This is a genomic window from Micromonospora sp. NPDC048830 (assembly GCF_043198215.1).
Taxonomy (GTDB): Bacteria; Actinomycetota; Actinomycetes; order Mycobacteriales; family Micromonosporaceae; genus Micromonospora.
In genome coordinates this window covers 53,967-78,218 of sequence record NZ_JBICUP010000017.1, presented here as the reverse complement: position 1 = coordinate 78,218, position 24,252 = coordinate 53,967, and the positions used below count along the sequence as shown (strand labels likewise).

Genomic DNA, 24,252 nt, shown 5'->3' with positions numbered 1-24,252 from the left:
GGGGTGCGGCGGTGAGCGTGCCGGTCGGCGAGGCCCAGCCGGACGCCGTCCGGCGCAAGGTCGAGGCGTGGCTCGCCGAGGGCGACCAGGCGGACGCCATCGCGCTCACCGCCCGCCCCGACTGGCCGGCCGATCCGCTGCTCACCGTCGACGGCACGCCCGTCCGGGTGGTCCCGTGCCAGACCCCGTTGGCGGCCCGCGCCGCCCTGCACGACCGGGCCGAGGGCGAACGCCTCGTGCTGCTCACCGAGCTGACGGACGCCGAGCTGGGCGACGGCCTGCTCGCCCACCTGAGCGGGCAGAGGGTTCGCAAGATCGACCCGTGGGAGCTGGTCCGGCAGATGTTCGGCGTACGCGAACTCGACCCCACGCTCGTGCGCGTCGGGCGCTGGGTGGCCAACGCGCTCAGCGACCACGCCCCGCCCGACGGCTGGCCCGCCCCGCCCGGCGCGATCCTCACCCGCGACCACGCGCTGCGCAGCCTCACCGCCGAACTGCTGGACCTGCCGCCGGCCCAGCTCGACGACAGCGGCCTGGTGCAGTGGAGCACCGACGCGAGGCGGCAGCTGCGGTTCACCACGCTGGCCGAGGACGTGGCCGGAGGCGTCACGGCGTACCTGACCACGGTCGCCGGGTACGTCGCCGCTCCCGTCATGGCCGCCGTACGCGCCGGGCACGGGGTGGACGTGATCCCGCTCGGACTGCTGGCCGGCCTGCTCTGGCCCAGCAGCGGCGGTCGGGCCGCCGAGATGGAGGCGGCCGTCGGCCGGACCCGGCTGGAGCCCCGGTTCGGCGGGTACCTGCTCACCCCCCGGCAGGCCGAGGCGCTGCACCAGGCGGCCGAGGCGTGGGTCTACCGGACGGTCGACTCGGGCGGTCGGGAGGAGGCGATGCGGACGCTCCGGCGGGCGGAGGCCATCGCCGCCGAGATCGGCGTGACCGGGCTGCTCGGCGCGTCGACCATCCTGCCCAGCGGCTTCGTCCAGCGGCTGCGGGCGTTCGCCGACGCCGTACGGCTCGCCGTGCCGGCCGGCGCGTCGGCGCTGCCGGCCGCCGTGGCCCGCGCGCAGTCCGCGCTCGCCACGGTCGAGGCGCACCGGGCCGCCGAACCTCGCCGGGTGGAGACCGCCCGGATGGCCGTACGCCTGCTGCGCTGGCTCAGCGCCACCGACGGCCCGCCGCCGGCCACCCTGCTCGACGCGCTGCACCGGCAGGTACGCCAGGACGGCTGGGTCGACCGCGCCCGGCTCGACGTGTTCGCCGGCGATGCCGACCCGCAGGTCGCCGAGGCGTACCGAATGCTGCACCGCGCCGTCGACGCCCGGCGGGCCCGGCACGACCAGCAGTTCGCGCGCCTGCTCGCCGACGCGACCGCCGCCGAGGCCGAGCCGGGGGCGCTGCTGCGCGTGGAGGACGTGCTCGACGGGGTGGTACAGCCGATCCTCGACCACGGTCGCCGGGTGCTGCTGCTCGTCATGGACGGCATGGGCGTCGCCGCCGCCACCGAACTGGCCGAGTCGGTCACCCGCAGCGGCGCCTGGGTGGAGGTCACCCCGGGCGGCGGGCAGCGCACCGGCGTCCTCGCGGCCCTGCCGACCGTGACCGAGGCGAGCCGGTGCAGCCTGCTGAGCGGCCGGATCGCCGCCGGTGGGCGGCAGGCCGAGCAGAAGGCGTTCCACGCCCGCTTCCCGACGGGGAGGCTGCTGCACAAGGCCGACCTGCGGGCCGGCGCGGGGGCGGCGCTCGACCCGGAGGTGCTGGCCGCCCTCGAAGACGTCGCGACCCCGCTCGTCGCAGCCGTCGTCAACACGATCGACGACGCCCTCGACCGCAGCGACCCGGGCACCACCGTCTGGGGGCAGGAGACCATCACCGCCGTCGGCGACCTGCTCGCCTCGGCCACCGACCGGGTGGTCGTCCTCGTCTCCGACCACGGGCACGTCGTCGACCGGGGACCGGAGTCGGTCACCCTGCCGAGCGCCAGCAACGAGAACCGGTGGCGCCCCGCGAGCACCCCGGCCGGCGAGGCCGAGGTCACCGTTACGGGCAGCCGCGTCGCGCTCGGCGGCGGCACGGTCGTCCTGCCGTGGCGGGAGGAGGTCCGGTACGGGCCCCGCAAGGCCGGCTACCACGGCGGCGCGGCCCCGGCCGAGGCCGTGATCCCGCTGCTCGTGCTGACCGCCGGTGACGAACTCGCCGTACCGGGATGGGCGGGCGCCCCCGTGGCCAGCCCGGACTGGTGGCGGGAGCCGCTGCCCGAGGGCGAAGCGCAGCCGTGCCCTCCGGTCGCCGCGCCCCGGCGGCCGTCCCGCCGCCCGGTCGAGCAGCAGCCCGAGGGCCTGTTCGACCTGGCGCCGGCCGCCGCCCAGCCGGCCGAGCCGGAGCCCGTCGCGACCACGCCCGACCTGGTCACGGCCCTGCTCGCCAACGAGCGGTACGCCCAGCGGCGGCCCTCCCGGGCGGCTCTGCCCGACGAGCGGGTCGCCGCGCTGTTGCGGACGCTGCTGGCCGGCGGCGACCGGGCCACCCTCGACACGCTCGCCGCCCGAGCCGAGGTGCCGGCGCACCGCATCGCCGGCACGGTCACCGCGCTGCGCCGGCTGCTCCAGGTCGAGGGCTACCCCGTGATCACCCTCGACCCGGACGGCCGCACGGTCCACCTCGACCGGGCGCTGCTCGTCGAGCAGTTCGGGCTGGAGCCGCGGTGACCCCGGAGATCTCCGCCCGCCGCCGCCGGGACATCGTCGACGCCCTGCGCCGCGGAGTGGTGCCCAGCAACGGGCTCGACGCGCTCGCCGTCGGGCTGGACCGGTTCACCGCCGCCCTCGACGACGACCTCGACCGGGTGGCCGGCGGCGGCAGCGTCGTCAAGGCGGTCCGGGGCGAGTACGGCGCCGGCAAGACCTTCTTCACCCGGTGGCTGGCCGAACGCGCCAAGCGGCGCGGCTTCGCCGCCGCCGAGGTGCAGGTCTCCGAGCTGGAGACGCCCCTGCACCGGATGGAGACCGTGTACCGGCGGCTGGTCGAGCACCTCGGCACCGAGCAGTTCGCGCCCAGCGCGCTCCGGCCCGTACTCGACAACTGGATCTTCGCGCTCGAGGAGGACGTCCTCGCGGAGGGCGCGGTCGCCGAGGACGACGCCGAGGCGCTGGAGCGTGCCGTCGACGACCTGCTGGAGCGCCGCCTCGGCGACATCTCCCGCAGCACCCCCGCCTTCGCCGCCGCGCTGCGCGGCTACCGGGCCGCCAACGCCGCCCGCGACCACCTCACCGCCGACGGGCTCGCCGCCTGGCTCGGCGGGCAGCCGCACGTCGCGGCGTCGGCCCGGCGCGCCGCCGGGGTGAAGGGCGACCTCGACCACTACGGCGCGCTGAGCTTCCTGCGGGGGCTGCTCACCGTCCTGCGCGACAGCGGCCACCAGGGGCTGCTGCTGGTGCTCGACGAGGTCGAGACCCTGCAACGCGTACGCTCCGACGCCCGGGACAAGGCGCTCAACGCCCTCCGCCAGCTCATCGACGAGGTGCACGCGGACCGGTTCCCCGGGCTGCTGCTGGTGATCACGGGAACGCCGGCGTTCTTCGACGGCCCGCAGGGCGTCCAGCGGCTCGCGCCGCTCGCGCAGCGGCTCGCCACCGACTTCGGCCCCGAGCCGCGCTGGGACAATCCCCGGGCGGTCCAGTTGCGGCTGCCCGGCTTCACCTCGGACGCCCTGGTCGAGCTGGGCCAGCGGGTCCGCGCGATCTACGGGAGCCCGGCGGTGGACGCCCGCGTCGACGACGCGTACCTCGCCACGCTGGCCCGGGCCGTCACCGGGGCGCTCGGCGGCAGGGTCGGGGTGGCCCCCCGGGTCTACCTGAAGAAGCTCGTGGCGGACGTCCTCGACCGGGTCGACCAGTTCGCCGACTGGGACCCGCGCCGCCACTACGAGCTGACCCTGCGGGCCGACGAGCTGACCGAGGTCGAGCGCAACGCCGCCGCCTCGGCAGACGACATCGAACTGCCGATCTGACATGTCCGTGGACCTCGACCCGGTCGTGGTGCACCACCTCGTCAACACCCTCGGCTGGCGGGACCTGCGGCCGATGCAGCGCGCCGCCGTCGCGCCCGTGCGCGGCGGCCAGGACGCCCTCCTCCTCGCGCCCACCGCCGGCGGCAAGACGGAGGCGGCCCTGTTCCCGCTGCTGAGCCGGATGGCGGAACAACGGTGGACCGGCACGTCCGTGCTGTACCTGGCGCCGCTGAAGGCGCTGCTCAACAACCTGCACCCCCGGGTCGAGCAGTACGCGGGCTGGCTCGGGCGCCGGGCGGCGCTCTGGCACGGCGACGTGAGCGGCTCCCGCCGCCGGGCCGTGCTCTACGAGCGGCCCGACATCCTGCTCACCACGCCCGAGTCGCTGGAGTCCATGCTGGTCAGCACGAAGGTCGACCACCACCTGTTCTTCGCGGGGCTGCACGCCGTCGTCGTCGACGAGGTGCACGCCTTCGCCGGTGACGACCGCGGCTGGCACCTGCTGGCCGTGCTGGAACGGCTGAGCCGGGTGGCCGGCCGCCCGCTGCAACGGATCGGGCTGTCCGCCACCGTCGGCAACCCCACGGAACTGCTCACCTGGTTGCAGGGAGCGGAGGCGGGCAGCCGGCCGACGCAGGTGGTGGCCCCCGACGCCGTCACGGTGGCCGAGCTTCCGCCGCCGGGCGACATCGAGTTGGACTACGTCGGCTCGCTGGCCAACGCCGCGACGGTCATCGCCGGGCTGCACGCGGGGGAGAAGCGTCTCGTCTTCTGCGAGTCCCGGCAGACCGTCGAGGAACTCGGGCAACTGCTGCGGGAGAAGGGTGTGCGGACGTTCCTGTCCCACGCCTCGCTGTCCGCCGACGAGCGGCGGCGCGCCGAGCAGGCGTTCAGCGAGGCCCGGGACTGCGTGATCGTGTCGACCAGCACACTGGAGCTGGGCATCGACGTCGGCGACCTGGACCGGGTGATCCAGATCGACGCCCCGGCCACGGTGGCGTCGTTCCTGCAACGGCTCGGCCGGACCGGGCGGCGCCCGGGCAGCAGCCGGAACTGCCTCTTCCTGACGCGGGACGGGAAGGCGCTGACCGAGGCCGCGGCGCTGCTGCTGCTCTGGTCGCGCGGCTGGGTCGAGCCGGTGACCGCACCGCCGGAGCCCCGGCACATCGTCGCCCAGCAGATGCTCGCGCTCTGCCTGCAGGAGCACCGGGTCGGGGACCAACTGTGGGCCGGGGCCTGGAACGGGCTGCCCCCGTTCGACGAGAGCGCGAAGCCGATCGTCCGGCACCTGGTCGAGCACGGGTACCTCGACCAGGACGGGGGGATGCTGTTCATCGGCCCGGCCGCCGAGGAACGCTTCGGGCGTCGCCACTTCATGGAGATGACCGCCGTGTTCACCGGGCCACCGGAGTTCACCGTCCTGCTCGGGCGCGACGAACTGGGCCGGATCGACCCGAGCCTGCTCACCGAGAAGGTGTCGGGCGAGCGCCGGCTCCTGCTGGGCGGGCGGAGTTGGCGGGTCACCTACATCGACTGGCGCCGGCGACGGTGCTTCGTGGAGCCCGCCGACGGCGGGGGACGGGCACACTGGCCGGGCAGCGGCTGGGCGTACCTCGGCTTCGACCTGGTCCGGGCGGTACGCGAGGTGCTGCTCGGCGCGGACCCACCCGTCACCCTGACCCGCCGCGCCGTCGACCGGCTCACGCGGGAACGGTCCGAGAAGCTGCACCTGGTGCACCCGGGCGGCACCGTCGTCGTACGCGAGGGCGAGGGGGACCTGCGCTGGTGGACCTGGGCGGGCTTCCGGGCCAACGCCACCCTGACCGCCACCCTCAGCGAGGTGGTCGACCCCGTCGGGCGGTTCGACGACGTGGCCATCCGGCTCCGGGAGGACCTGTCCCCGGCCGCCTGGCGGGCGCTCACGGCCGACGCCGCCGGCCGGCTCTGCCTGCCGGAGATCCACGAGAAGGCGCTCGCCGGGCTCAAGTTCAGCGCCGCCCTGCCCACACGCCTGGCGGCGGCCACCCTCGCCGCCCGGCTGGCGGACCTCGACCGGGCGGCGGCGGTACTCGCCGAGCCGACCCGGTTCGTCATCACCTGACTCTGTCCGATCCATGACGCAAAAAGCGTCGGTCGGCGATCCGTCGATACTCTGCCCAGCATCATTCGGCGCGTGCCAGTGCGGGAAGAGGTCAAACCTTGGCTCAGCCTGCCCCACAATCATCCACTTCGGCCGTGGGAGGGTGACCCATGAAGCCACGCCGCACGATCGCCGCGACCGTCGTCGCAGGTGTAGTTGTCGCGTTCGGAGCGGCGTGTACCTCCGGCGGGGACTTCTCCGAGTCGAACGCCAAGACCGGCGTCGTGGTCGAGGGCCCGAAGCGGGCCCTCGACGGTGATCTGACGGTGGAGGAGGCATCCGGCCCGCCCGCGATGCCACCGGGGTTCACACAGGTCGGCGCCGTCACCAAGGTCACCGGCAGGCTCAAGGACTACGTGACCATCACCCTGCCGATTCCGCAGGGGGTGGACGACCAGCAGGTGTCGGACCTGCGCGTCATGCGGCACGACGGCGCGTCGTGGGGCGCAATGCCCCCGCAGCACGTCGACCTGAAGCGGCGGCTGGTCAAGGTCACCACCAGGGAGTTCTCGCTGTGGGGCCTGGGCATGTGGGACGTCGAACAGGCGGTGGCCGGTTTCCTGGCCGGCGCGCGCAACCTGCTGAGCAGCGGCAGCTGGTGGCTCCTGGGCTCGGTGGGCAGGTTCGCCGTCAACCCGCCGATCACCGAGTGCCGCCACCCGGCGCTGACGCTCCAGCTCGACACGTCCCAGTTCGTCGACGAGGCGATCCTGTGCCCCAAGTTCGTCATGGAGGACAAGGAGCGGCACACCTACCGCCTGCACATCAGCAACCTGCGAGGGTTCCCGGTGATGCTGCGGCTTCCGGCAGGCCTGAAGCCGCACAGCGTCACCCCTCAGGCGGCCAACCCCATCACCCAGCTCATGGTGCAGGTGGGTCAGAGTCACGGCTTGGCGGTGCTGCCGGGCGGCGGCGAACTGGTGCTCGACGTGAACGCACTCGACATTTCCAAGGGCGCCCGGATCACCGGGGCACTCGATCTGACCGGCGTCATCATGGACGCCGGCTTCGCCATCCTCCGGGTGGTCACGGGGTACGACCCGAACGACAAGGCCCTCGAGGCGATCGGCAAGCGACAGGAGTTCGTGGATGCCGTCGCGTGCGTCATGGACCAGAGCGAGCGTATCGCCAAGCAGTTCCACAGCATCGGCGCCGCGAAGTTGGCCTGGGAGATCTTCTATGCCGCCTCGGGCTGCATGTCGACCAGGTTGTTCGTGGCGGCCGTGTCGGTGTACGCCGAGCTCAACTACGAGGCGTACCACTACGACGAGGAATTTCGGAAAGCCGTGCAGGCCGCCGTCAAGCGGGTGGTGACGGTGATCGAGAACGCCCCGGTCCTCACCCAGATCGCGGCGACCATGCTGGCGGCGCACAGGGGCAAGACGACCTTCGCGCTCGGCGTCGAGGTGGAGGACCCGGCCGTCAGCAACCTGTACAAGGCGCTGCCCACCCCGGGCGACGGCGGCTTCCAGCCCACTCAGGGGCGGTCGGTCGGCCCGGCCAACGGCGGTCAGCTCACGTACGTCGGCACGCCCTGCATGGTCGAGAGCCAGGCACAACCCTGGGCGACCTGGACGCAGGGGGCGGCCTACGCGCGGTACGACCGCGACGGGTCCATCGGCACGTCGATGCAGGTGGCGTACGTCCGGGCGGAGCACAGGAAGGCCGTGCAGGCGCTGTTCACCAATCTCGCCGGCAACGCTGCGAAGTGCGACCAGCGCAAGGGCGGCAGCATCGTCGTACTGGAGAACCACGACGGCAGGCAGTACGGCGGTCTGACCGATTACCGTGTCGGTCAGTTCGGCTGGGAGAACAGCGAGTACCTGCCCTACGGGGTGGTGGCCGCGTACGACCCGACGAAGGGCGTCGTGGTGCACATCAGCCTGAGCGCCGATTCCTACTCGGACGTCGACCTCGACGACATCAAGGAGGAGTTGGAGGCGGCCCTCGACTACGCGGCCAACAAACTGGACGTCTCCCTCGGAACGACCTACACCCTGAGGTAGGCGCGGCCAACGGGGCTGAGCGCGGGTAAGCGGCTGTTGCCGCGTCAGTCGGCGGTGCCGGCCGGCACCACCCATGTGGTGGGTTGGCCGGTGATCGCGGTGATCAGGTCGAAGTCGCCGTCGTAGTGCAGGACGGTGACCCCGTGCCGCTCGGCGGTCGCGGCGATCAGCAGGTCCGCCATGGACAGCGCCCGGTGGTTGCCCCTGTGCAGCGCCTGCACCTGGACGTCGATCGCCCGATCCCAGACCTCGTCGGGCATCGGCAGCCACCGGAAGCCGCTCAGCAGCCACCGTGCACGCTGCGCGTCCTTCGCGGTGCGGGCGCTGTGGATGACCTCGATCTCGACCGCCCCGCATACCGCGAGCAGCCCGCGCTCGGAGAGTTCTTCGAGCACCGGCGCCACGCGTGGCTTGGGCCACCGGGCGAGGGCGGACTTGTCCAGCAGGTAGTGCTCGTGGGTCACGCGGCGTCCGGCTTGGTCGCCTCGACCGGGCCGGTCAGGTCGGGCAGCCCGCCGCTCTTGAGCCAGTCGGCGAACTGCCGCCGCTTCTCACGGTCCACGACCGCCTTGAGGGCGGCGTTGACGGTGGCCTTCTTCGTCGTGGTGCCCAGAATCTTGCCGGCCTCAGCGAGCAGTTCGTCATCGACGTCAAGGATCGTCCGGCTCACGGCAGCTCCCTCCGATAGGCGGTACCCGTCGATGATATCAACCCGGGCTTCCCTTGATATCAAGCCTGGCTGTCACCAGTGGGGGGCCTCACCAGTGGGGGGCCTCGCCGACGATCGCCGGGGCGCGGGTGTTCGCCATCTCCACCGACCAGTCCAGGGCGTAGTCGGCCACCTGCTCCCAGCCGGGCTCCCCGACCGTGAAGTGCGACCGCCCCGGGAACCCGTGGTAGTAGGTGACGGCCCGGGACTTCTGGTACAGGCCGGCGACCGCCTTCACCACCGCCGCCGGTACCACGTGGTCCAGGTCGCTGCCAATCAGCAGCAGGGGCCCCCGCTCGTTGTTGCCGTTGTCCACCCCGGCGGCCGAGTCCGGGTTCAGGTTGGCGAACGCGCCCTCGAAAAGTACGTGCCCCGCCGCCGGTACGGCGTACCGCTGCCAGGCCCGGTCGGAGTCCTCGGCGCTCATGGTGTTGCCGAAGGCGTACCGGAACTCCTCGGGGGTGATCGGCACGGCCCGGTGCCGGTTCCGGGGGCTGCGGAGCACGGGGTACGCGGCGCGCAGCGTGCTCACCGGGAGCCGGACCACCCCCTTGATCGGCGCGGGGTGCACCCCGACCGCGACGGCGCCGAGCCCTCGGTCGAGCAGGACCTGGGCGAACAGACCGCCGAAGGAGTGGCCCATCACGATCGGCGGCGTCGGCAGCTTCCCGATGATCGCGGCGTAGTGGTCGATGATCTGGTCCATGGTCAGGCTTGCGATGGGGCCCGGATCCTTCCGCAGCGCCTCGACCTCGCGGTCCATTCCCGGCCAGGCGGGGGTCAGCACCCGGAAGCCGCGCGACCGGTAGCGGTCGGCCCAGTTCTCCCAGCTCCGGGGCGTCATCCAGAGCCCGTGGAGGAGCACGATCGTGTCGACCCGTCCCTTTCGCGTGGTATTCATCCCCTCAACCCCCCGCTGTCGCGACGCGGACCCGGCTCGGTTACCCGCCCTCGGGGGCGGGGAACGCGGAGACTCGGTACGGCCGGGTCAGCTCAGCCTGGCGCCGACGTGGATGGCGATCGCGTCGTGGGCCGGGACGTTGGCGGCGAACCAGCCGCTGCCGTCCACCGTGATCACCGGCCCGCTGCACGTGCCGTTGCTGAAGTCGCCGTGGATGATGTCGCAGTACCGGCCGGCGGGCAGCCCGGTGTAGTACGACCGGCCGTTGACCGCGAAGTCCTCGTCGTTGATCGTCAGGTACCCCTTGCCGGACCGGCTGAAGGCGATGTGCTGGTAGCCGTTGTCGTACCAGTTGGCGACGCCGGCGCCCTGGGTGGCGTTGTTGAAGCCCACCATGTTGAGGATGACCCGCCAGCGGTGCTCGCACTCCCAGCCGGAGTAGCAGGTGGTGTTCAGGGTCTTGTTGCTCCCGTCCGACGGCGGGCCCTGGTCGCGGTTGCTGAACGTGTAGCTGGACATGACCGTGGGGGAGCCGTACGGCCAGCCCAGCATGAAGGCGTTGGCCAGGGCGTAGATGCCCCGGTCGTGGTAGGTCAGCACGCCGCCCTCGCGCTGGGTGTCGTGGTTGTCCACGAACACCGCCGACACGCCGGTCGGCAGGTGGCCCCATCCCTCGCCGAAGTTCTTCAGGTACGCCAGCCGCTCGCTGCGGAACACCCGGGCCAGGTCCTTGCCGTACCGGAACTCGTGCACGTCGCCGTTGCCGGTGTACTCGGTCGGCAGGATCGGCTCGCCCGGGCCGTAGATGACCTCCTGCACGATGTACGCCGACCGGGAGAGCTTGGCCTTGATCCCGGCGACGTCGGCGGCCGGCATGTGCTTGCTGGCGTCCAGCCGGAACCCGTCCACGCCGAGCGAGAGCAGGTCGTTCATGTACCCGGCGATCTTCGACCGGACGTAGTCCGACTCGGTCTTGAGGTCGGCGAGGTTGACCAGCTCGCAGTTCTGCACCTCCCACCGGTCGTAGTAGTTGGTGATCTCGTTGCCCGCGTTGCGGCCGCAGTAGTGGAAGTCCTGCGACTGGTAGATGCCCGGGTAGTCGTAGTGGCCGTACGACGAGCCGGCCCAGCCGGTGCCGCCGGCGTCCTGGCCGGACATGTGGTTGATCACCGCGTCCACGATGACCTTCACCCCGGCGGCGTGGCAGGTGTTCACCATGGACTGGAACTGCGCCCGGGTGCCCTTGCGGGACTCGATGCGGTAGCTGACCGGCTGGTACGCCACCCACCACTGGTTGCCCCGGACGTGCTCCTGCGGCGGGGAGACCTGGACGTAGCCGTACCCCTTCGGGCCCAGCACGTTGGTGCACTCGCTGGCTACACTCGGCCAGTTCCACTCGAACAGGTTGGCGATGACCTTCTTCGTGCCGGACGGGGCCGCGGCGGCCGGGGGCGCCGACACGGCGGCCGGTGCGAGCAGGCCGGCGATCAGGCCCAGGGCGAGCGCCGCGGAGCGGCCTCGACGTCGACGCATCGAAACTCCTACGGGATCGGGGGATGGGGCGGTGCGGCGGGGGAAGACGCCTCGGTGCCGGAATCTTGCAGGTCAGGGCTGAAATTTTCGGCAAGGTTACAAGCGCGCTGCAGAACCTGTCAACGCATGGAGATTCATCACTGCAGTGGCGGCCTGTGGGCCACTCTCTGTGCTTGGGCCTGGGTGGTCACCTACAGTGGCGGGCCTTCCGAGCCGGCCGGCTCGGTTTCGTCCCTTTGCTCTGCACCTGCGGACGCATCGGTGCAGCTACCAGCGGAAACATCCGTCGGTCGCGTTGCGCCCGCCGCCGTAGCGGTCACTCACGGTGCCTGTCGCCTCGGTGGGTGCAGAGCAAAGTGCTGGCGTGTGGTGGTGGGGGTGGGCCGGTCCGTCGCTCCCCGTCATCGCCGCCCTTGCGCGAGCGATGACGCCCCTGCGCGAGCGATGGCGCCTACGCGCGAGGGATGGCGCCGGCGCGCGAGCGATGACGCCGGCGTCGGGCCGTACGGCAGGGGCTGCCGAGTAGCGGCGCAGCGCGGCCGGGAAACGGCTCGGCGGGGGTCGGGTGAAACCCGACCCCCGCCGACGAAAGTTGTCAGCGGATCGGCGTGAGCCGATCGGTGCCCAGCCGGTCGCGGAGCACCTCCGGCACCAGCACCGAGCCGTCGGGCTGCTGGAACTGCTCCAGGATCGCCGGGAACAGCCGGCTGGTGGCCAGCGCCGAGCCGTTCAGGGTGTGCACGAACCGGGTCTGCTTGCCGCCCGGCTCCCGGTAGCGGATCGCCGCCCGGCGGGCCTGGTAGTCGCCGCCCCAGGAGACCGACGACACCTCCTTGTACTTGCCGGTGCTCGGCATCCAGACCTCGATGTCGAGGGTCTTGCGCATCGCGGCGCTGGCGTCGCCGGCCGCGAGCAGGCTGCGCTGGTAGTGCAGCCCCAGCCCCTCGACCAGGCTCTCCGCGTGGCCGACCATCTCCTCCAGGGCGGCGTCGGCCTGCTCGGGAAGCGTGAACTGGAAGATCTCCACCTTGTTGAACTGGTGGCCGCGTACCGTGCCACGCTCGTCTGAGTGCGAGCCGGCGGCCTCGCGCCGATAGCACGGGGTGTACGCGAACACCTTCAGCGGCAGCTTCGTGACGTCCATGATCTCGTCCTGGAACGCGCCGAGGATCGCCGTCTCCGCCGTGGGCAGCAGGAACTGCCCGCGCGGGGCGGACCGCTTGTCCAGGTGGTAGACGTCGTCGTAGAACTTGGGAAACTGACCGGCGGCGAAGCCGGCCGTGTCCAGCAGCAGGTGCGGCGGCAGCAGGAACTCGTACCCGGCCTCGACGTTCCGCTCGATCAGCCAGTTGACCAGCGCCCACTCCAGCCGGGCGCCCATGCCCGTGTACATCCAGAAGCCGGAGCCGCCGAGCTTGACCCCGCGCTCGTGGTCGACCAGGCCGAGCGCGCGGCTCAGCTCCACGTGGTCGCGGACCTTCTCGATGGCCGGCGGCTCGCCGAACGTCTTGACGACCCGGTTGGCCTCCTTGCCCCCGGCGACCACGTCGTCGGCGGGCACGTTCGGCAGCTCGCTCATCCGCTCGCGCAGCCGGGACTGCACCCCGTCCAGCTCCGACTCCAGCTCCGCGAGCTGCTTGCGCCCGGCCTCCGGCGCGGAGACCTCCGGCTCGGTGCCGGCCCGCTTTGCCGCCGCGTACGCCCGGGCCTCCGCCTTGCGGCGCTGCCGCTCGGCGTCGATCTCGGTGATCAGGGCGCGGCGCTCCTGGTCGAGCCGCTGGATCTCGTCCAGCGCCCGGTTGACCTCGGCGGGATCCAGTCGCTTCGCCAGCGCGGTCGCCACCGCCTCGCGATCCTTCCGGATCAACTCCATGTCGAGCATGCTGCTCCGTACGCCTCCGTCCGGGGAGTCAGGTGGGACCCCCAGATGCTACCGTCGCGGCCCTCCGCGGCCGGTCCGGCCCGGAACGACGGGCCCGGGCCGCTCCCGGCCGGTCAGAGCCGGATCGGCATCAGGATGGAGAACGCGTCCTCGTCGTCCGGTCGGCGCACGGCCAGCGGGGTGATCGGCCCGTCCAGCTCCAGCACGAGCTGCCCCCGACCGGCCGCGTCCAGCGCGTCGAGCAGGTACCGCCCGTTCACCCCGATGCGCAGCTCGTCCGGCCCGGCGGCGGCCAGCGCGTCGCCGTCGAGGACCCGCAGCGCGCCCCGGTCGTCCAGGCCGAGCACGGTCACCGCCACGTCGTCGCCCTCGTACCGGCGAACCAGGGTCGGCCCGCCGTCGCCGAGCGCCGCGCGAAGCGCCGGCACGTCAACGGGGGTCAGCGCCGCGCGAAGCGCCGGCACGTCAATGGGAATACGGTACGCCGGCGCGTCGCCGACCGACGCGTGCAGCAGCCGCCGGTAGTCGGGGAAGTCGTACGGCAGGGCGGTGCCCGCGATCTCCCGCCCGGCGACGGAGACCGCCACCGTGGTCCCGTCCACCCGCAGGTGCGCCTCCGTCTCGTCGCTGCTGTCCAACAGCGCGCGTACCCGGTCGACCAGGTCCACCGGGGCGAGCGCCCGCACCGGGGACCCGTCCGGTCGCCCGGGAACCCGGGACACCGCCATCCGGTGCCGGTCGGTGGCGACGAGGCGTACGCCGTCGTCGGAGACGTCGAGCAGCACCCCGGACAGCACCGGCAGCTCCGGGTCGGCGCCGACGGCGAAGCGTACGGCGTCGATCGCGGCGGCCAGGTCGGCGCGGGACAGGACGAGACGGGTGGCCATGGGACTCTCCTCGGGGGTGATCAGGGCGCGGACCCGGGAGAGCTCGCGGCGCGCGTCGGCGAGGCCGTCCTCCAGCCGGCGGAGGTGCCCGTCGAGCAGCCGGCCCACGACGGCCGGCTCGGCGCGGTGCCGGACGGCGGCGGCGATCTCGGCCAGCGGCATCCCGACCCGGCGCAGCCCGGCCACCAGCCGGGCGGGGGCCACCTGGTCGTCGGTGTACCAGCGGTAGCCGGTCACCGGGTCGACCAGGGCCGGCACCAACACCCCGGAACGGTCGTAGAACCGCAGGGCGCTGACGGTCAGCCCGCTGGCCCGGGCCAACTCGCCGATGCTGCGCAGTTCGCTCTCCACGGCGGTGATCCTGTCGCCTCAACCTGCTTGAGGGTCAAGCCCGCCTCACTCCATCGCGCGGAAGCCTGCCTCACTCCAGCGGAGGCCTGCCTCACTCCAGCGCGCGGAAGGTCAGGCCGGCCGCCGTGAGGCGGGCGAGGAGGGCGTCGCCCATCGCCGTCACCGGGGTCACCTGGCCCGAGGTCGGCGGCAGGTCGTCCAGCGCCAGGCAGAGCGCCGACTCGGCCAGCATCTTGGCGGTCTCGTCGTACCCCGGGTCGCCGCCGGACACCTCGGTCAGCACCCGGCGGCCGCCGCCGGAGCCGAGGAAGCGCACCCGGAACCACGACTTTGCCCGCTGCTGCGCGGTCGGCCCCTGGCCGGAGGCGAGCCGGCCGAGCAGCCAGCGCCGGGCCGGCGGGAGCTTCGTCAGCCCGGCCAGGCCGCCCAGCGCGGCGCCGCCGAGCAGGATCGTCGGCAGCCGCTTCACCGCCGCGAAGTGTCGGTACCGGAAGTCCGGCCCGTACTCGGGGCGGGCCGCCGCCGACCGCCGCACCACCTGCGGGTCGATGGTCGGCAGCGGCACCGCCCACATGCCCAGCTCCCGGGAGCGCCCCACCCGGCCCGGCACGGCCCGGACCCGGCGGCCCGCGGGGCGCGGCTCGACGGCCCGGCGTTCGCGCGCCGCCCGTTTTGTCTCCGCCGTCCGGGAGAACGCGAGCAGCGCCGAGTGGTACGTGCCGGCGGAGATCCGGCCGCCGGCCCGGACGAACCCGTCGACGGTGATCGGCGCGTCCGGCGGCAGCCGCTTGACGGTGAACCAGGCCCCGAGGTCGTGCGGGATCGAGTCGAAGCCGCAGCTGTGCACCAGCCGGGCGCCGGTGCGCACCGCCTCGGCGTGGTGGCGCACGTACATCTCGTCGACGAACTCCGGCTCGCCGGTGATGTCGACGTAGTCGGTGCCGGCGTGGGCGCACGCGGCGACCAGCGGCTCCCCGTGCCGGACGTACGGGCCGACGGTGCTGGCCACCACCCGGGCGGCCTCGGCGACCGCCCGCAGCGATCCGGGGTCGCCGGCGTCGGCGGTCAGCAGCGGCAACTCGGCCAGCGCCGGGTCGACGTCGGCGAGCCGGTCCCGGACGGCGGCCAGCTTCGCCGGGTTGCGCCCCGCGAGCGCCCAGCGCAGCCCGTCCGGCGCGTGCCGGGCCAGGTACTCGGCGGTGAGCGCGCCGGTGAACCCGGTCGCGCCGAACAGGACGAGGTCGTACGGCCGCTGCGTCCGCATCCCCCGAGTCTCCCACCGACCGGGTCAGGGAGTGAAGACCGCGCGGAGACAGCCGTCGGCGCGGTCGCGGAACAGGTCGTAGCCGAGCGGGGCCTCGTCCAGGGGGAGGCGGTGGGTGGCCAGGTGCCCGGTGGCGATCTCGCCCCGGGCGATCCGGTCCAGCAGCATCGGGATCCAGCGCTGGCCGTGCTGCCGGGCGCGATCGTCGCGCCGGTCGGGGTGAAGCGGGTTCCCCCCGAAGGGGTGAACCGGCCGGGGCGGGGTAACCGCCCGCCGCACGACCCGGGGGAGCGTGGGGGTGGGGCCGGATGCCGCAGGGCGACAGCGAGATCATGGTCGGGGCGGCGGCCGGGCCGGCGCCGCTGTTGGCGTCCCGGCTGGCCCCCGCCCCGCTGCCCGAGCCCGTGCTCGTCCGGCCCCGGCTGCTGCGCCGGCTCGACGAGGGGACGGCAGGGGCGGTCACCGTGGTCTCCGCCCCGGCGGGGTGGGGCAAGACCACCCTGCTCGGGACGTGGGCCCGCTCGGTCGAGCCCGCGCCCGCCTGGGTGTCCGTGGAGGCCGGCGACACGGGGGCGCGGCTGTGGGCGTACCTGGTGGCGGCGCTGCGGACGGCGGCGGGGCACCGGGGAGACCAGGCCGAGCCGCCCGCCCCGCCGGTGCCCGACGTGCCGCCCCGCCCGGACCAGCTGGAGCCGCTGGCCGCGGCGCTCGCCGCCCGGGACCGCCCGGTGCTGCTGGTCCTCGACGACCTGCACCGCGTCGGCGACCCGGCGGCGCTGGCCGGCCTGGAGTTCCTGCTGCGCCACGGCGGGCAGCGGCTGCGCCTGGTGGTGGGGGCGCGCGCCGACCTGCCGCCGGGGCTGCACCGGCTGCGGCTGGCCGGGGAGCTGACCAGCGTCGGCCCCGACGAGCTGGCGTTCACCGACGACGAGGTGGCCGACCTGCTCACCGCGCACGGCGTGCCCGTGCCGGCGGACGTGGTGCCCCGGCTGCGCGAGCGTACCGGCGGCTGGCCGGCGGGGCTGCGGTTCGCGGCGCTGGCCCTGCGGGCGCGCCCCGACCCGGCCGGCGCGGTGGAGCAGTTCGGCGGCGACCAGCCGGACGTGGCCGGCTACCTGCGCGAGGAGGTGCTCGACCCGCTGGACGAGGCCGCCCGGGACGCCCTGCGCCGGGGCGCGGCGGTGGGGGCGTTCCGGGCCGACCTGGTGGACGCGCTCACCGGCCGGTCCGACGCCGAGCCGGTGCTGACCGCCCTGGCCAACCCCGGCGGGTTCGTGCGCCGCGACGACAGCCGCCCGCCCTGGTACCGCTGCCACCCGCTGCTGGCCGACCTGCTCCGCGCCGAACTGGCCGGGCTGGCCGACGGGCAGCGGCGGGAGCTGCACCAGCGCGCGTCCGACTGGTACGCCGCGCACGGCCGGCCCGCCGAGGCGCTGCGGCACGCCCTCGTGGCCGGCCACTGGGCCCGGGCGGTCGGGCTGCTGGTGGAGCGGTGGCCGGACCTCGCACCGTACGACCGGGAGACCGCGGCCGGCCCGGCGCCGGCCCCGCCGCCGGCCGACGCCGTCCGGCGGGATCCCGAGCTGGGGCTGGCCGCCGCCGTCGAGCGCGCCCACGCCGGCGACCCGGCCGCCGCCGCCGAGCAGGCGCGCCGTGCCGGCGGGCCCGCGCGGTCGCTGCCCGTGCCGCGCCGGGACCGGTTCCACCGGCTGGCCACCGCCGTGGAGGTCACCCTCGCCCGGCTGGCCGGCGACCACGACGGAGTACGCCGCGCGGTGGCCCGGCTGCTCGCGACGCGTACGGCCGGCGGCCCGGCGGACGACCCGCGGACCGCCGGCACCGACGACGCCGACGCGCGGGCGACGGCCGGGGCGGCGCTCGGCCTGGTCGCGCTCGCCGAGGGCGACCTGCGTGCGGCGGGGGAGGAGTTCGCGCGGGCGCTCGCGGCGGCCCGGGAGGCGGGCCGGCCCCGCACCGAGCTGCTCTGCGTGAGCCGGTCCGCCCTGCTGTACGTCGCGCGCGGGGAGCTGCGGGCGGCCGAGCGGGCCGCCCGGGAGGCGCTGGCCATGCCGGCCTGCCAGGGCTGGTCCTGCCGGTTGGACTGCGCGCACGGCCACCTGGCGCTGGCCGTGGTGGCGCTGCACCGGGACCTGCCCGAGGAGGCGGAGGCGCACCTGGCGCTGGCGGCGCCGGCGACCGGGGAGGCGACGGCGGGAGCCCTCGCCGCGCTGTGCCGCGCCGCGCTGCTGCGCGACCGGGGCGACCCGGGGGAGGCGCTGCGGGTGCTCGCCGCCGCCCGCGACGGCCTGCCCGGCGCGGGGGAGCTGGCGTACGCGCTGCTCGCCGCCGAGGCGGACCTGCGGGCCGCCCACGGCGACCTGGACACCGCCCGCGCCCTGCTCACCGAGCCGCCGCCCCCGCCCGACGGGCGGCTCCCGGCGCTGGCCGTCGCGTTGGCCCGGGTGGAGCTGCGTGCGGGCGACCCGCGTGCCGCCGGGTACGCGCTGCCCGACTGGGACGGCCCGGACGCGGCCGCCTGGCCGCTGCCCGTACGCCTCGACGCCGGCGTGCTGGACGCGGTGCTGGCCCGCCGGACGGGCGACGAGCGCCGGGCGGGGCGCGTGCTGGAGCGGGCGCTGGAGCTGGCCGAGCCGGACGGGTACCGCCGCGTCTTCACCCACGCCGAGCCGGGCGTGCGCGACCTGCTCGCCGCGCACCTGGACTCCGGCACGGCCCACTGGCCGACGGTGAGTGACCTGGTCCGGGGTGCCGGGGAGCCGGCCGACCGGCGGGCCGCCGCCGCGCCCGAGCGGGGGCTCGACGAGCCGCTCACCGAGCGGGAGCTGACCATCCTGCGCTACCTGCAGAGCATCCTGTCCAACGTGGAGATCGCCAGCGAGCTGTCGCTGTCGGTCAACACCGTCAAGACGCACGTCCGCAACATCTACCGCAAGCTGGACGCCACCCGGCGCCGCGAGGCCGTGCGCCGGGCGCGCGAGCTGCACCTGATCTGAGTCAGGCGGTGGCGGCCTGGTCGACGGCGGCGAGCAGCTCGGGCAGCGCGTACCCGCCCTCGTAGCGGACGTCGTTGACGAACAGGGTCGGGGCGGCGGCCACGCCGCTGCGGATGCCCCCGACGAAGTCCCGCCGGACCCGGTCGGCGTGCGCGTGCCGCTCCACCTCGTCGCCCACCTCGTCGGCCGGCAGGCCGAGCTGTTCCACGCCGAGCGACAGGTGCACCGGGTCGAGCTGGTCCTGGTGCTCGTACAGCCAGTCGTGCATGTCCCAGAACCGGTTCCGCAGCCCGGCCGCCTCGGCCGCCTCGGCGGCGCTCTCGGCGTACGGGTGGAGGTTGCTGATGGGGAAGTGCCGGTAGACGTGGCGCACGATGTCGGCCCGCTGGCGCAGCAGCTCCGCGATGTTCGGGTACGCCAGGCCGCAGTGCCGGCACTGGAAGTCGCCGTACTCGACGAGGGTCACCGGGGCGTCCACCGGCCCCCGGGAGTGGTCGGCCTCGGTCACCGGCATCCGCAGCCGCGGGGTGACCTGCAACGGCGTGGTCATGAGCGTCAGCCTCCCGCCCGGCCGGGTGAGCGCGGGTCACCCGGCCCGGGTGGTTCTCCGGGTGGTCAGTCGGACACGGTGAGGTGGTTGTGCACCGAGTGGATGCCGGGGGCGGACCAGACGGTCCGCTCGATCTCCTCGCGTTCGGGCACCGAGTGGACCAGGCCCTCCAGCCGTACGCTGTCGCCGTGTACCAGGACCGTCACCCGCTCGCCGTTCACGGCCGCGTTGCGGGCCAGCGCGTCGACGATCCGGTCGGTCAGCTCGCCCGAGTCGGGCCGCGTCGCCGGGCGTACCGTCAGGCCGTTGCTGAGCCCGCGTACGCCGGTCAGCCGGCCGACCGCCCGCTCCACGGCCCGCCGCTGGTACTCCCACTCCACCTCGCCGTGTAGCGTGACCCAGCCGTTCGAGACGGTCACGTCGACGGGTTCCACCGGCACGAACGCGTCCCACTCCAGCGCCCGGCTGACCGCCGTGGCGAGTTCCGCGTCGGTGCGTTGGGACGGCCCGGGTAGCCGGACGGTGACGTCGTTGGCGACCGCCCGGACCCGGGCGACCCGGTGCGCGGCGCGCTCCGCCGCGTACTTCTTGGCGTAGCTGTCGACCCAGCCGGTCAGCGTGACGACGCCCTCGGTGACGGTCACGCCGATCTCGTTCGGTCGGACCCGTGGCTCCCAGGTCAGCTCGTCCAGCACGTCGGTCTGGATGTCCTGGTCGGTACGGGTGGTCGCCGAGGTGGCCATCGCTCGCTCCTCCCGGTGGTCGGGCCGGTCCGTGCGGGCGTACGCCCGCCTGGTCCGAGCCTGCCGACGGCCCGGGTGAGTTGGACTCACCCGGCCGGGGTGAGGGCGGGGCCACGGCCCGGGCGTCGTTTCGACCGACGCCCGGGCCGGTCCTCAGCCGTCCAGTCCCACGGGGGAGTTGGGCCGGTCGACGTCGACGAACTCGACGTCGTCCGCGTCGTAGTCGGTCCGGCTCCCGGCCGCGCGGGCGGCCGTGCCGGCGGCCCAGCCGACGGCGGCGCCGACCAGGGCGGCGCCGATCAGCAGGGCCCACGGCAGGGCCGGGCGCCGCCCGGCGAGCGAGTCGAACGCCAGCACGGCGCGGCGGCGGGCCTCGTCGGCGGCGGAGCCGACCAGGTCGCCGGCCTCCCCGGCCAGGCCGGAGCCGCTCCGGCGGGCCGAGCGGGCCGTGTCACGGACGGTGTCCCCGGCGGAGCTGACGGCGGAGAGCAGGTGCTGCCACGCCTGGTCCGTGATCCGTTCGGGTTTGCCGCGGCGTTCCAGCAGGTTCGTTCCCAACATGGTGCATACCTCCTCGGGGTGCCAACCCCGGCAGTGCCCCGGGCGGCGCCGCCGCAAACCCGGCCCCGGGGTGCCCGTGTCGGGCCCTATCGGTCCGGCACCCAGCGCACGGGCAGGTCGCCGTCGCCGTGCTCAGCCGTCGAGCTTCAGCAGCCGCGCCGCCGTCCGACCGCGGATGGCCTTCCGCTCGTCGTCGCTGAGCCCGCCGGCCGCGTCGAGCTGACCGAGCGGGTCGTAGTGGCCCATGTCGAACGGGTAGTCGGTGCCGACGACCACGTGGTCGGCCCCCATCTGCCTGACCAGGAACTCCAGGTGCGGCGCGTCGAACACCAGGCAGTCGACGTACACCTGCCTGAGGTAGGTGCTCGGCGGCCGCGAGATGTGGTGCCGGCCCTCCGGGCGCAGCTCGTAGGCGTGGTCCATCCGCGACGAGTAGAACGGCAGGTAGCCGCCGCCGTGCACCGCGACCAGCTTGAGCTCGGGGTGCTCCTCGAGAACGCCGCCGTGGATCATCCGGGTCAGCGCGACCGTGGTGTCGAGCGGGTTGCCGATGACGTTGGTGAGGTAGTACCTGCGGAACCGCTCGCCGCCGGTGAATCCGTTGGGGTGCAGCATGACGACGACGTCGAGCTCCTCCGCCTTGGCGAAGAACGGCCGGAACCGGCGGTCGTCGAGGTCCATTCCCATGACGTTGGTGTTGATCTCGACGCCCCGGAAGTCGTACTCCCTGACGCACCGCTCGAGCTCCTCGACCGCCGACCGCACGTCCTGCATCGGCACGGTGGCCAAGCCGACGAACCGGTCGGGATGGTCGGCGACGATCTTGGCGAGGTTCTCGTTCTGCATCCGGGCGAGCGTGCGCGCGAGTTCGGGGTCGGCCCAGTAGAAGTAGCCCGCGGGGGCCACCGAGATCGCCTGGACGTCGATGCCCATCCGGTCCATGTCGGCGATCCGGATCTCCGGGTCGGTGGCCCGCGGCATGATCGCCCGGACGTGGTCGCGCTGGTAGGCGTTGGTCTCGTCGCCGCCGAAGTAGCTGAACGGCTCCATCTCCGGCGCCATGAGCCCCTCCACGAGCGGCTGGCAGTCGGGGAGGATCACGTGGGCGTGGATGTCGACGGTGCGATCGGATCCGTTGGGCATCTGTCACCTTCTGTTCGGTTGAGCTGGTGCGGTCAGGCCACGGAATGCGTGGTGCTGCTCGCCGACTTCATGGCCTCGAGACGCGCGAGCACCTGGGCCTGGAGGGTGGCCACCGTGGGATCGGCCTGACGGCGCGGGCGGGGCAGGTCGATGGTGATGTCCTCGTAGATCCGGCCACCGGGCTGGAGCACGATGATCCGGTCGGACAGCTCGACCGCCTCGACGACGTCGTGGGTCACGAAGACGACGGTCTTCTTCGACTGGGTCCAGATGTCCTGTAGTTGTGCGCGAAGTCCGCGGGCGGTGATCGCATCGAGGTGGCTGAACGGCTCGTCCATCAACAGCAGATCGGGCTCCACCGCGAAGGCCCGGGCGATCCCGACCCGCTGCTGCATGCCGCCGGACAACTGCCCGGGGTAGAAGTCGCCGTGCTTCGCCAGGCCCACCATCGCGAGGTACCGCTGGACCCGCGCCACGGTGGCCTCGCTCTGGTCGTCCTGGACGTACATCATGTTCCGCAGCACGGTTCGCCAGGGGAGCAACCGCGGGTCCTGGAAGACGTAGCCCAGGTGGGCGGGACGCCCGTCGTCGCTGGTCAGGCTGATCTCGCCCGAGGTGTGCTCCTCCACCCCGGAGATGATGTTGAGCAGCGTGCTCTTGCCGCAGCCCGAAGGCCCGACGATCGACACGAATGTCTGGCCGTGCACCTCGAACGAGATGTCGTCGAGGATCCGGCTGGCCCGGGGCGTACCCACGTTGAAGGTCTTGGCGAGGTTCTTGACGGTCAGGACTGCCACGGGAACTCCCTGGGGCTGGGGGTGAGCAGGGTCTGGTCGCAGTGGAGGGTGGTCATCAGCCGTCCCGCCAGCGGAAGGCGCGTTTGATGGCGCGGTCGAGCACGAGCCGGTCGAGCAACACGATGAAGCCGACGAAGAGCACCACCCAGGCGGCGAACCCGCCGAACCGGTTGGCGTCGTACCAGAAGCGCGCGCGGTAGCCGACGCCCCCGCTGCCGCCGAACCACTCGGCGAGCAGGACGCCGTTCCAACCGATGATGATCGCGAAGCGCACGCCGGCGGCGACGTATCCGGTGACGGCCGGGAGGACGAGGTGACGGATGCGGCGGGCCATCGGCACGTGGTACGTCGACGACATGTCGCGTAGGTCGCGGGAGACTCCCCGCACGCCCTGTGCGACGTTGACGGCCACGAACGGCACCGAGGTCAGGAACGTGGTGACGATCGGACTCAGGTCGCCGAAACCGAACCACATCACCGTGAGGAACGACCAGATGATGGCCGGGATCGAGAGGGCGACCAGCACCGGGCTCTCGAAGAACGCCCACGACAGCGGGGAGAGGCCCATCAGGACGCCGATCGCGACGCCGACCACGGCCGCGAGCAGCACCCCCATGCCGAAGCGGTAGAGCGTGGAGCCGAAGTTCCCGAAGACCTCGCCGCGGGAGAACTCGTCGACGAGCCGCCGCAACACCTCGACAGGCCCCGGCACGCGGCCGAAGAGCAGCGACATCAGGACCCAGAACAGGAGGAAGGAGAGCAGCGCGGCGACCCGGGCGGCTCCGTCGGAGGTGAGCCGCCTCCGCCAGGCCGGCGTGCTCTGCTCGATTTCGGTGCTCGACCGGCGCGGGTTGACGGTGGCCTGGGCGACACTCACAGCGCGGAGCTCCTCTGCTCGGGACGCCACGCGAGGAGCCGAGCCTCGGCCTTGGCCAGGACCAGCCGCTCGATGACGAGCATGAACGCGATGAACAGGAACATCCACGCGAGTACCGCGCCGATGTCGTAGAGCTGGTACTCGGTGCGGATCTGGAAGCCGACGCCGTTGCGGCCGCCGAACACCTCGGTCAGCGCCTCGACCTTCCACGCCACCGCGAAGCACATCCGAATCGCGGCGAACACGAACGGCACGATCGTCGGGAGCAGCACCTCCCGCCGGATCTGCCGCGGGGTCCGTCCGAAGGCCTCGCTCATGGTCACCAGGGATCTGTCGACGCCGCGAATGCCCTCGGCGACGTTGAGCGCGACGTACGGCGCGGAGACGAGCGCGACCGCGAGGATCGGCCCGAGGTTCGACAGGCCGAACACGACGAGCGAGACGACCGCGTAGACGATCGCCGGAATCGTGCCGGCGATGGTCACACCGTCGTGGAAGAACGCCCGCCAGTAGTCGTACCGGCCCATCAGGTAACCGACCGGCGCCCCGATGGCGGCAGCGGCCCCGAAGCCGGCGAAGGTCTTCAGCACGCTCGCCGAGAAGTCGGTGACGAAGTTCCCGCTCTCGACGATCTCGACCGCCGCCAGGACGACCTCGTACGGGCGGGGCAGCAGCCGGGAGCCGAACCACCACGAGCCGAGCTCCCACAGCAGGAACATCGCGAACCAGCCCAGGAACAGCAGCCCGTGCTGGCGCCAGCGCCGCCGCCGGGCGGTCCTGCGGGCACCCGCCTCGCTGTCCCGGTCGGCCGTGGGGGCGGCCAGGGCCGGACCCACCAGCTGATCGGTCATGATCTCTCCTTTACTCGGCCCGGCCGGGCCGACT

The 24,252-nt window shown here is 73.5% G+C and carries 19 protein-coding genes and 1 pseudogene; 5 read left to right on the top strand and 15 right to left on the bottom strand.

All coding sequences use genetic code 11. The features are described 5' to 3' along the window. The first annotated feature begins 11 nt into the window (after positions 1–11). From pglZ to ACGFIZ_RS16765, 4 genes are all read left to right on the top strand, one after another. A complete protein-coding gene (gene pglZ / locus ACGFIZ_RS16780) occupies positions 12–2,708 on the top strand; it encodes a BREX-2 system phosphatase PglZ (protein WP_393420108.1) in 2,697 nt (898 codons plus the stop codon). Beyond that, positions 2,705–4,009, top strand: a complete 1,305-nt coding sequence (gene brxD / locus ACGFIZ_RS16775) for a BREX system ATP-binding protein BrxD (RefSeq protein ID WP_393420106.1) — start codon at positions 2,705–2,707, stop codon at positions 4,007–4,009. Before pglZ ends, brxD begins: the two co-directional genes overlap by 4 nt. A 1-nt stretch (position 4,010) precedes the next feature. Further along, positions 4,011–6,110 (top strand): DEAD/DEAH box helicase, encoded by a 2,100-nt coding sequence (locus ACGFIZ_RS16770; RefSeq protein ID WP_393420104.1) that lies wholly within the window; start codon positions 4,011–4,013, stop codon positions 6,108–6,110. Between the two features lie 149 nt (positions 6,111–6,259). Further along, on the top strand, positions 6,260–8,155 hold the full coding sequence (locus ACGFIZ_RS16765) for a hypothetical protein (RefSeq protein ID WP_393420102.1): 1,896 nt from the start codon (positions 6,260–6,262) through the stop codon (positions 8,153–8,155). A 44-nt stretch (positions 8,156–8,199) separates the two neighbouring features. Here the strand turns inward: ACGFIZ_RS16765 and ACGFIZ_RS16760 are convergent, their stop codons facing one another. The 8 genes and pseudogenes from ACGFIZ_RS16760 to ACGFIZ_RS16725 form a co-directional block, all read right to left on the bottom strand. Continuing rightward, on the bottom strand, positions 8,200–8,619 hold the full coding sequence (locus tag ACGFIZ_RS16760; protein WP_393420100.1) for a PIN domain nuclease: 420 nt from the start codon (positions 8,617–8,619) through the stop codon (positions 8,200–8,202). Beyond that, positions 8,616–8,825: a type II toxin-antitoxin system VapB family antitoxin gene (locus tag ACGFIZ_RS16755; protein WP_145820778.1), complete on the bottom strand. Its 210-nt coding sequence runs from the start codon at positions 8,823–8,825 to the stop codon at positions 8,616–8,618. Before ACGFIZ_RS16755 ends, ACGFIZ_RS16760 begins: the two co-directional genes overlap by 4 nt. A gap of 88 nt (positions 8,826–8,913) precedes the next feature. Further along, entirely contained in the window at positions 8,914–9,765 is an 852-nt protein-coding gene (locus ACGFIZ_RS16750) for an alpha/beta hydrolase (RefSeq protein WP_393420098.1), read from the bottom strand. Between the two features lie 87 nt (positions 9,766–9,852). Next, on the bottom strand, positions 9,853–11,298 hold the full coding sequence (locus ACGFIZ_RS16745) for an alpha-amylase family protein (protein WP_393420096.1): 1,446 nt from the start codon (positions 11,296–11,298) through the stop codon (positions 9,853–9,855). 595 nt (positions 11,299–11,893) lie between these two features. Continuing rightward, positions 11,894–13,180 (bottom strand): serine--tRNA ligase, encoded by a 1,287-nt coding sequence (gene serS / locus ACGFIZ_RS16740; protein ID WP_393420094.1) that lies wholly within the window; start codon positions 13,178–13,180, stop codon positions 11,894–11,896. 113 nt (positions 13,181–13,293) lie between these two features. After that, positions 13,294–14,406, bottom strand: coding sequence for a MerR family transcriptional regulator (locus tag ACGFIZ_RS16735; RefSeq protein WP_393420186.1), 1,113 nt, complete (start codon positions 14,404–14,406; stop codon positions 13,294–13,296). A 103-nt stretch (positions 14,407–14,509) separates the two neighbouring features. After that, entirely contained in the window at positions 14,510–15,682 is a 1,173-nt protein-coding gene (locus tag ACGFIZ_RS16730) for a saccharopine dehydrogenase family protein (RefSeq protein WP_393420092.1), read from the bottom strand. Between the two features lie 24 nt (positions 15,683–15,706). Further along, positions 15,707–15,877: pseudogene (locus ACGFIZ_RS16725) on the bottom strand (glutathione-dependent formaldehyde dehydrogenase); the annotation flags it as partial. Between the two features lie 113 nt (positions 15,878–15,990). Here ACGFIZ_RS16725 and ACGFIZ_RS16720 point away from each other — a divergent pair. Then, positions 15,991–18,696: a LuxR C-terminal-related transcriptional regulator gene (locus ACGFIZ_RS16720; RefSeq protein ID WP_393420090.1), complete on the top strand. Its 2,706-nt coding sequence runs from the start codon at positions 15,991–15,993 to the stop codon at positions 18,694–18,696. A 1-nt stretch (position 18,697) separates the two neighbouring features. Here the strand turns inward: ACGFIZ_RS16720 and ACGFIZ_RS16715 are convergent, their stop codons facing one another. From ACGFIZ_RS16715 to ACGFIZ_RS16685, 7 genes are all read right to left on the bottom strand, one after another. Beyond that, positions 18,698–19,246 (bottom strand): DsbA family protein, encoded by a 549-nt coding sequence (locus tag ACGFIZ_RS16715; protein ID WP_393420088.1) that lies wholly within the window; start codon positions 19,244–19,246, stop codon positions 18,698–18,700. A 65-nt stretch (positions 19,247–19,311) separates the two neighbouring features. Further along, complete coding sequence (locus ACGFIZ_RS16710; RefSeq protein ID WP_393420086.1) at positions 19,312–19,989, bottom strand: BON domain-containing protein; 678 nt, start codon at positions 19,987–19,989, stop codon at positions 19,312–19,314. Between the two features lie 153 nt (positions 19,990–20,142). Further along, positions 20,143–20,550, bottom strand: coding sequence for a hypothetical protein (locus ACGFIZ_RS16705; protein WP_393420084.1), 408 nt, complete (start codon positions 20,548–20,550; stop codon positions 20,143–20,145). A 132-nt stretch (positions 20,551–20,682) separates the two neighbouring features. Continuing rightward, positions 20,683–21,693: an amidohydrolase family protein gene (locus ACGFIZ_RS16700; protein WP_393420082.1), complete on the bottom strand. Its 1,011-nt coding sequence runs from the start codon at positions 21,691–21,693 to the stop codon at positions 20,683–20,685. 32 nt (positions 21,694–21,725) lie between these two features. Then, positions 21,726–22,490: an ABC transporter ATP-binding protein gene (locus tag ACGFIZ_RS16695; protein ID WP_393420080.1), complete on the bottom strand. Its 765-nt coding sequence runs from the start codon at positions 22,488–22,490 to the stop codon at positions 21,726–21,728. A 55-nt stretch (positions 22,491–22,545) separates the two neighbouring features. Then, positions 22,546–23,367, bottom strand: coding sequence for an ABC transporter permease (locus ACGFIZ_RS16690; RefSeq protein ID WP_393420078.1), 822 nt, complete (start codon positions 23,365–23,367; stop codon positions 22,546–22,548). Then, positions 23,364–24,218 (bottom strand): ABC transporter permease, encoded by an 855-nt coding sequence (locus ACGFIZ_RS16685; protein ID WP_393420076.1) that lies wholly within the window; start codon positions 24,216–24,218, stop codon positions 23,364–23,366. Before ACGFIZ_RS16685 ends, ACGFIZ_RS16690 begins: the two co-directional genes overlap by 4 nt. Between the last annotated feature and the right edge of the window lie 34 nt (positions 24,219–24,252).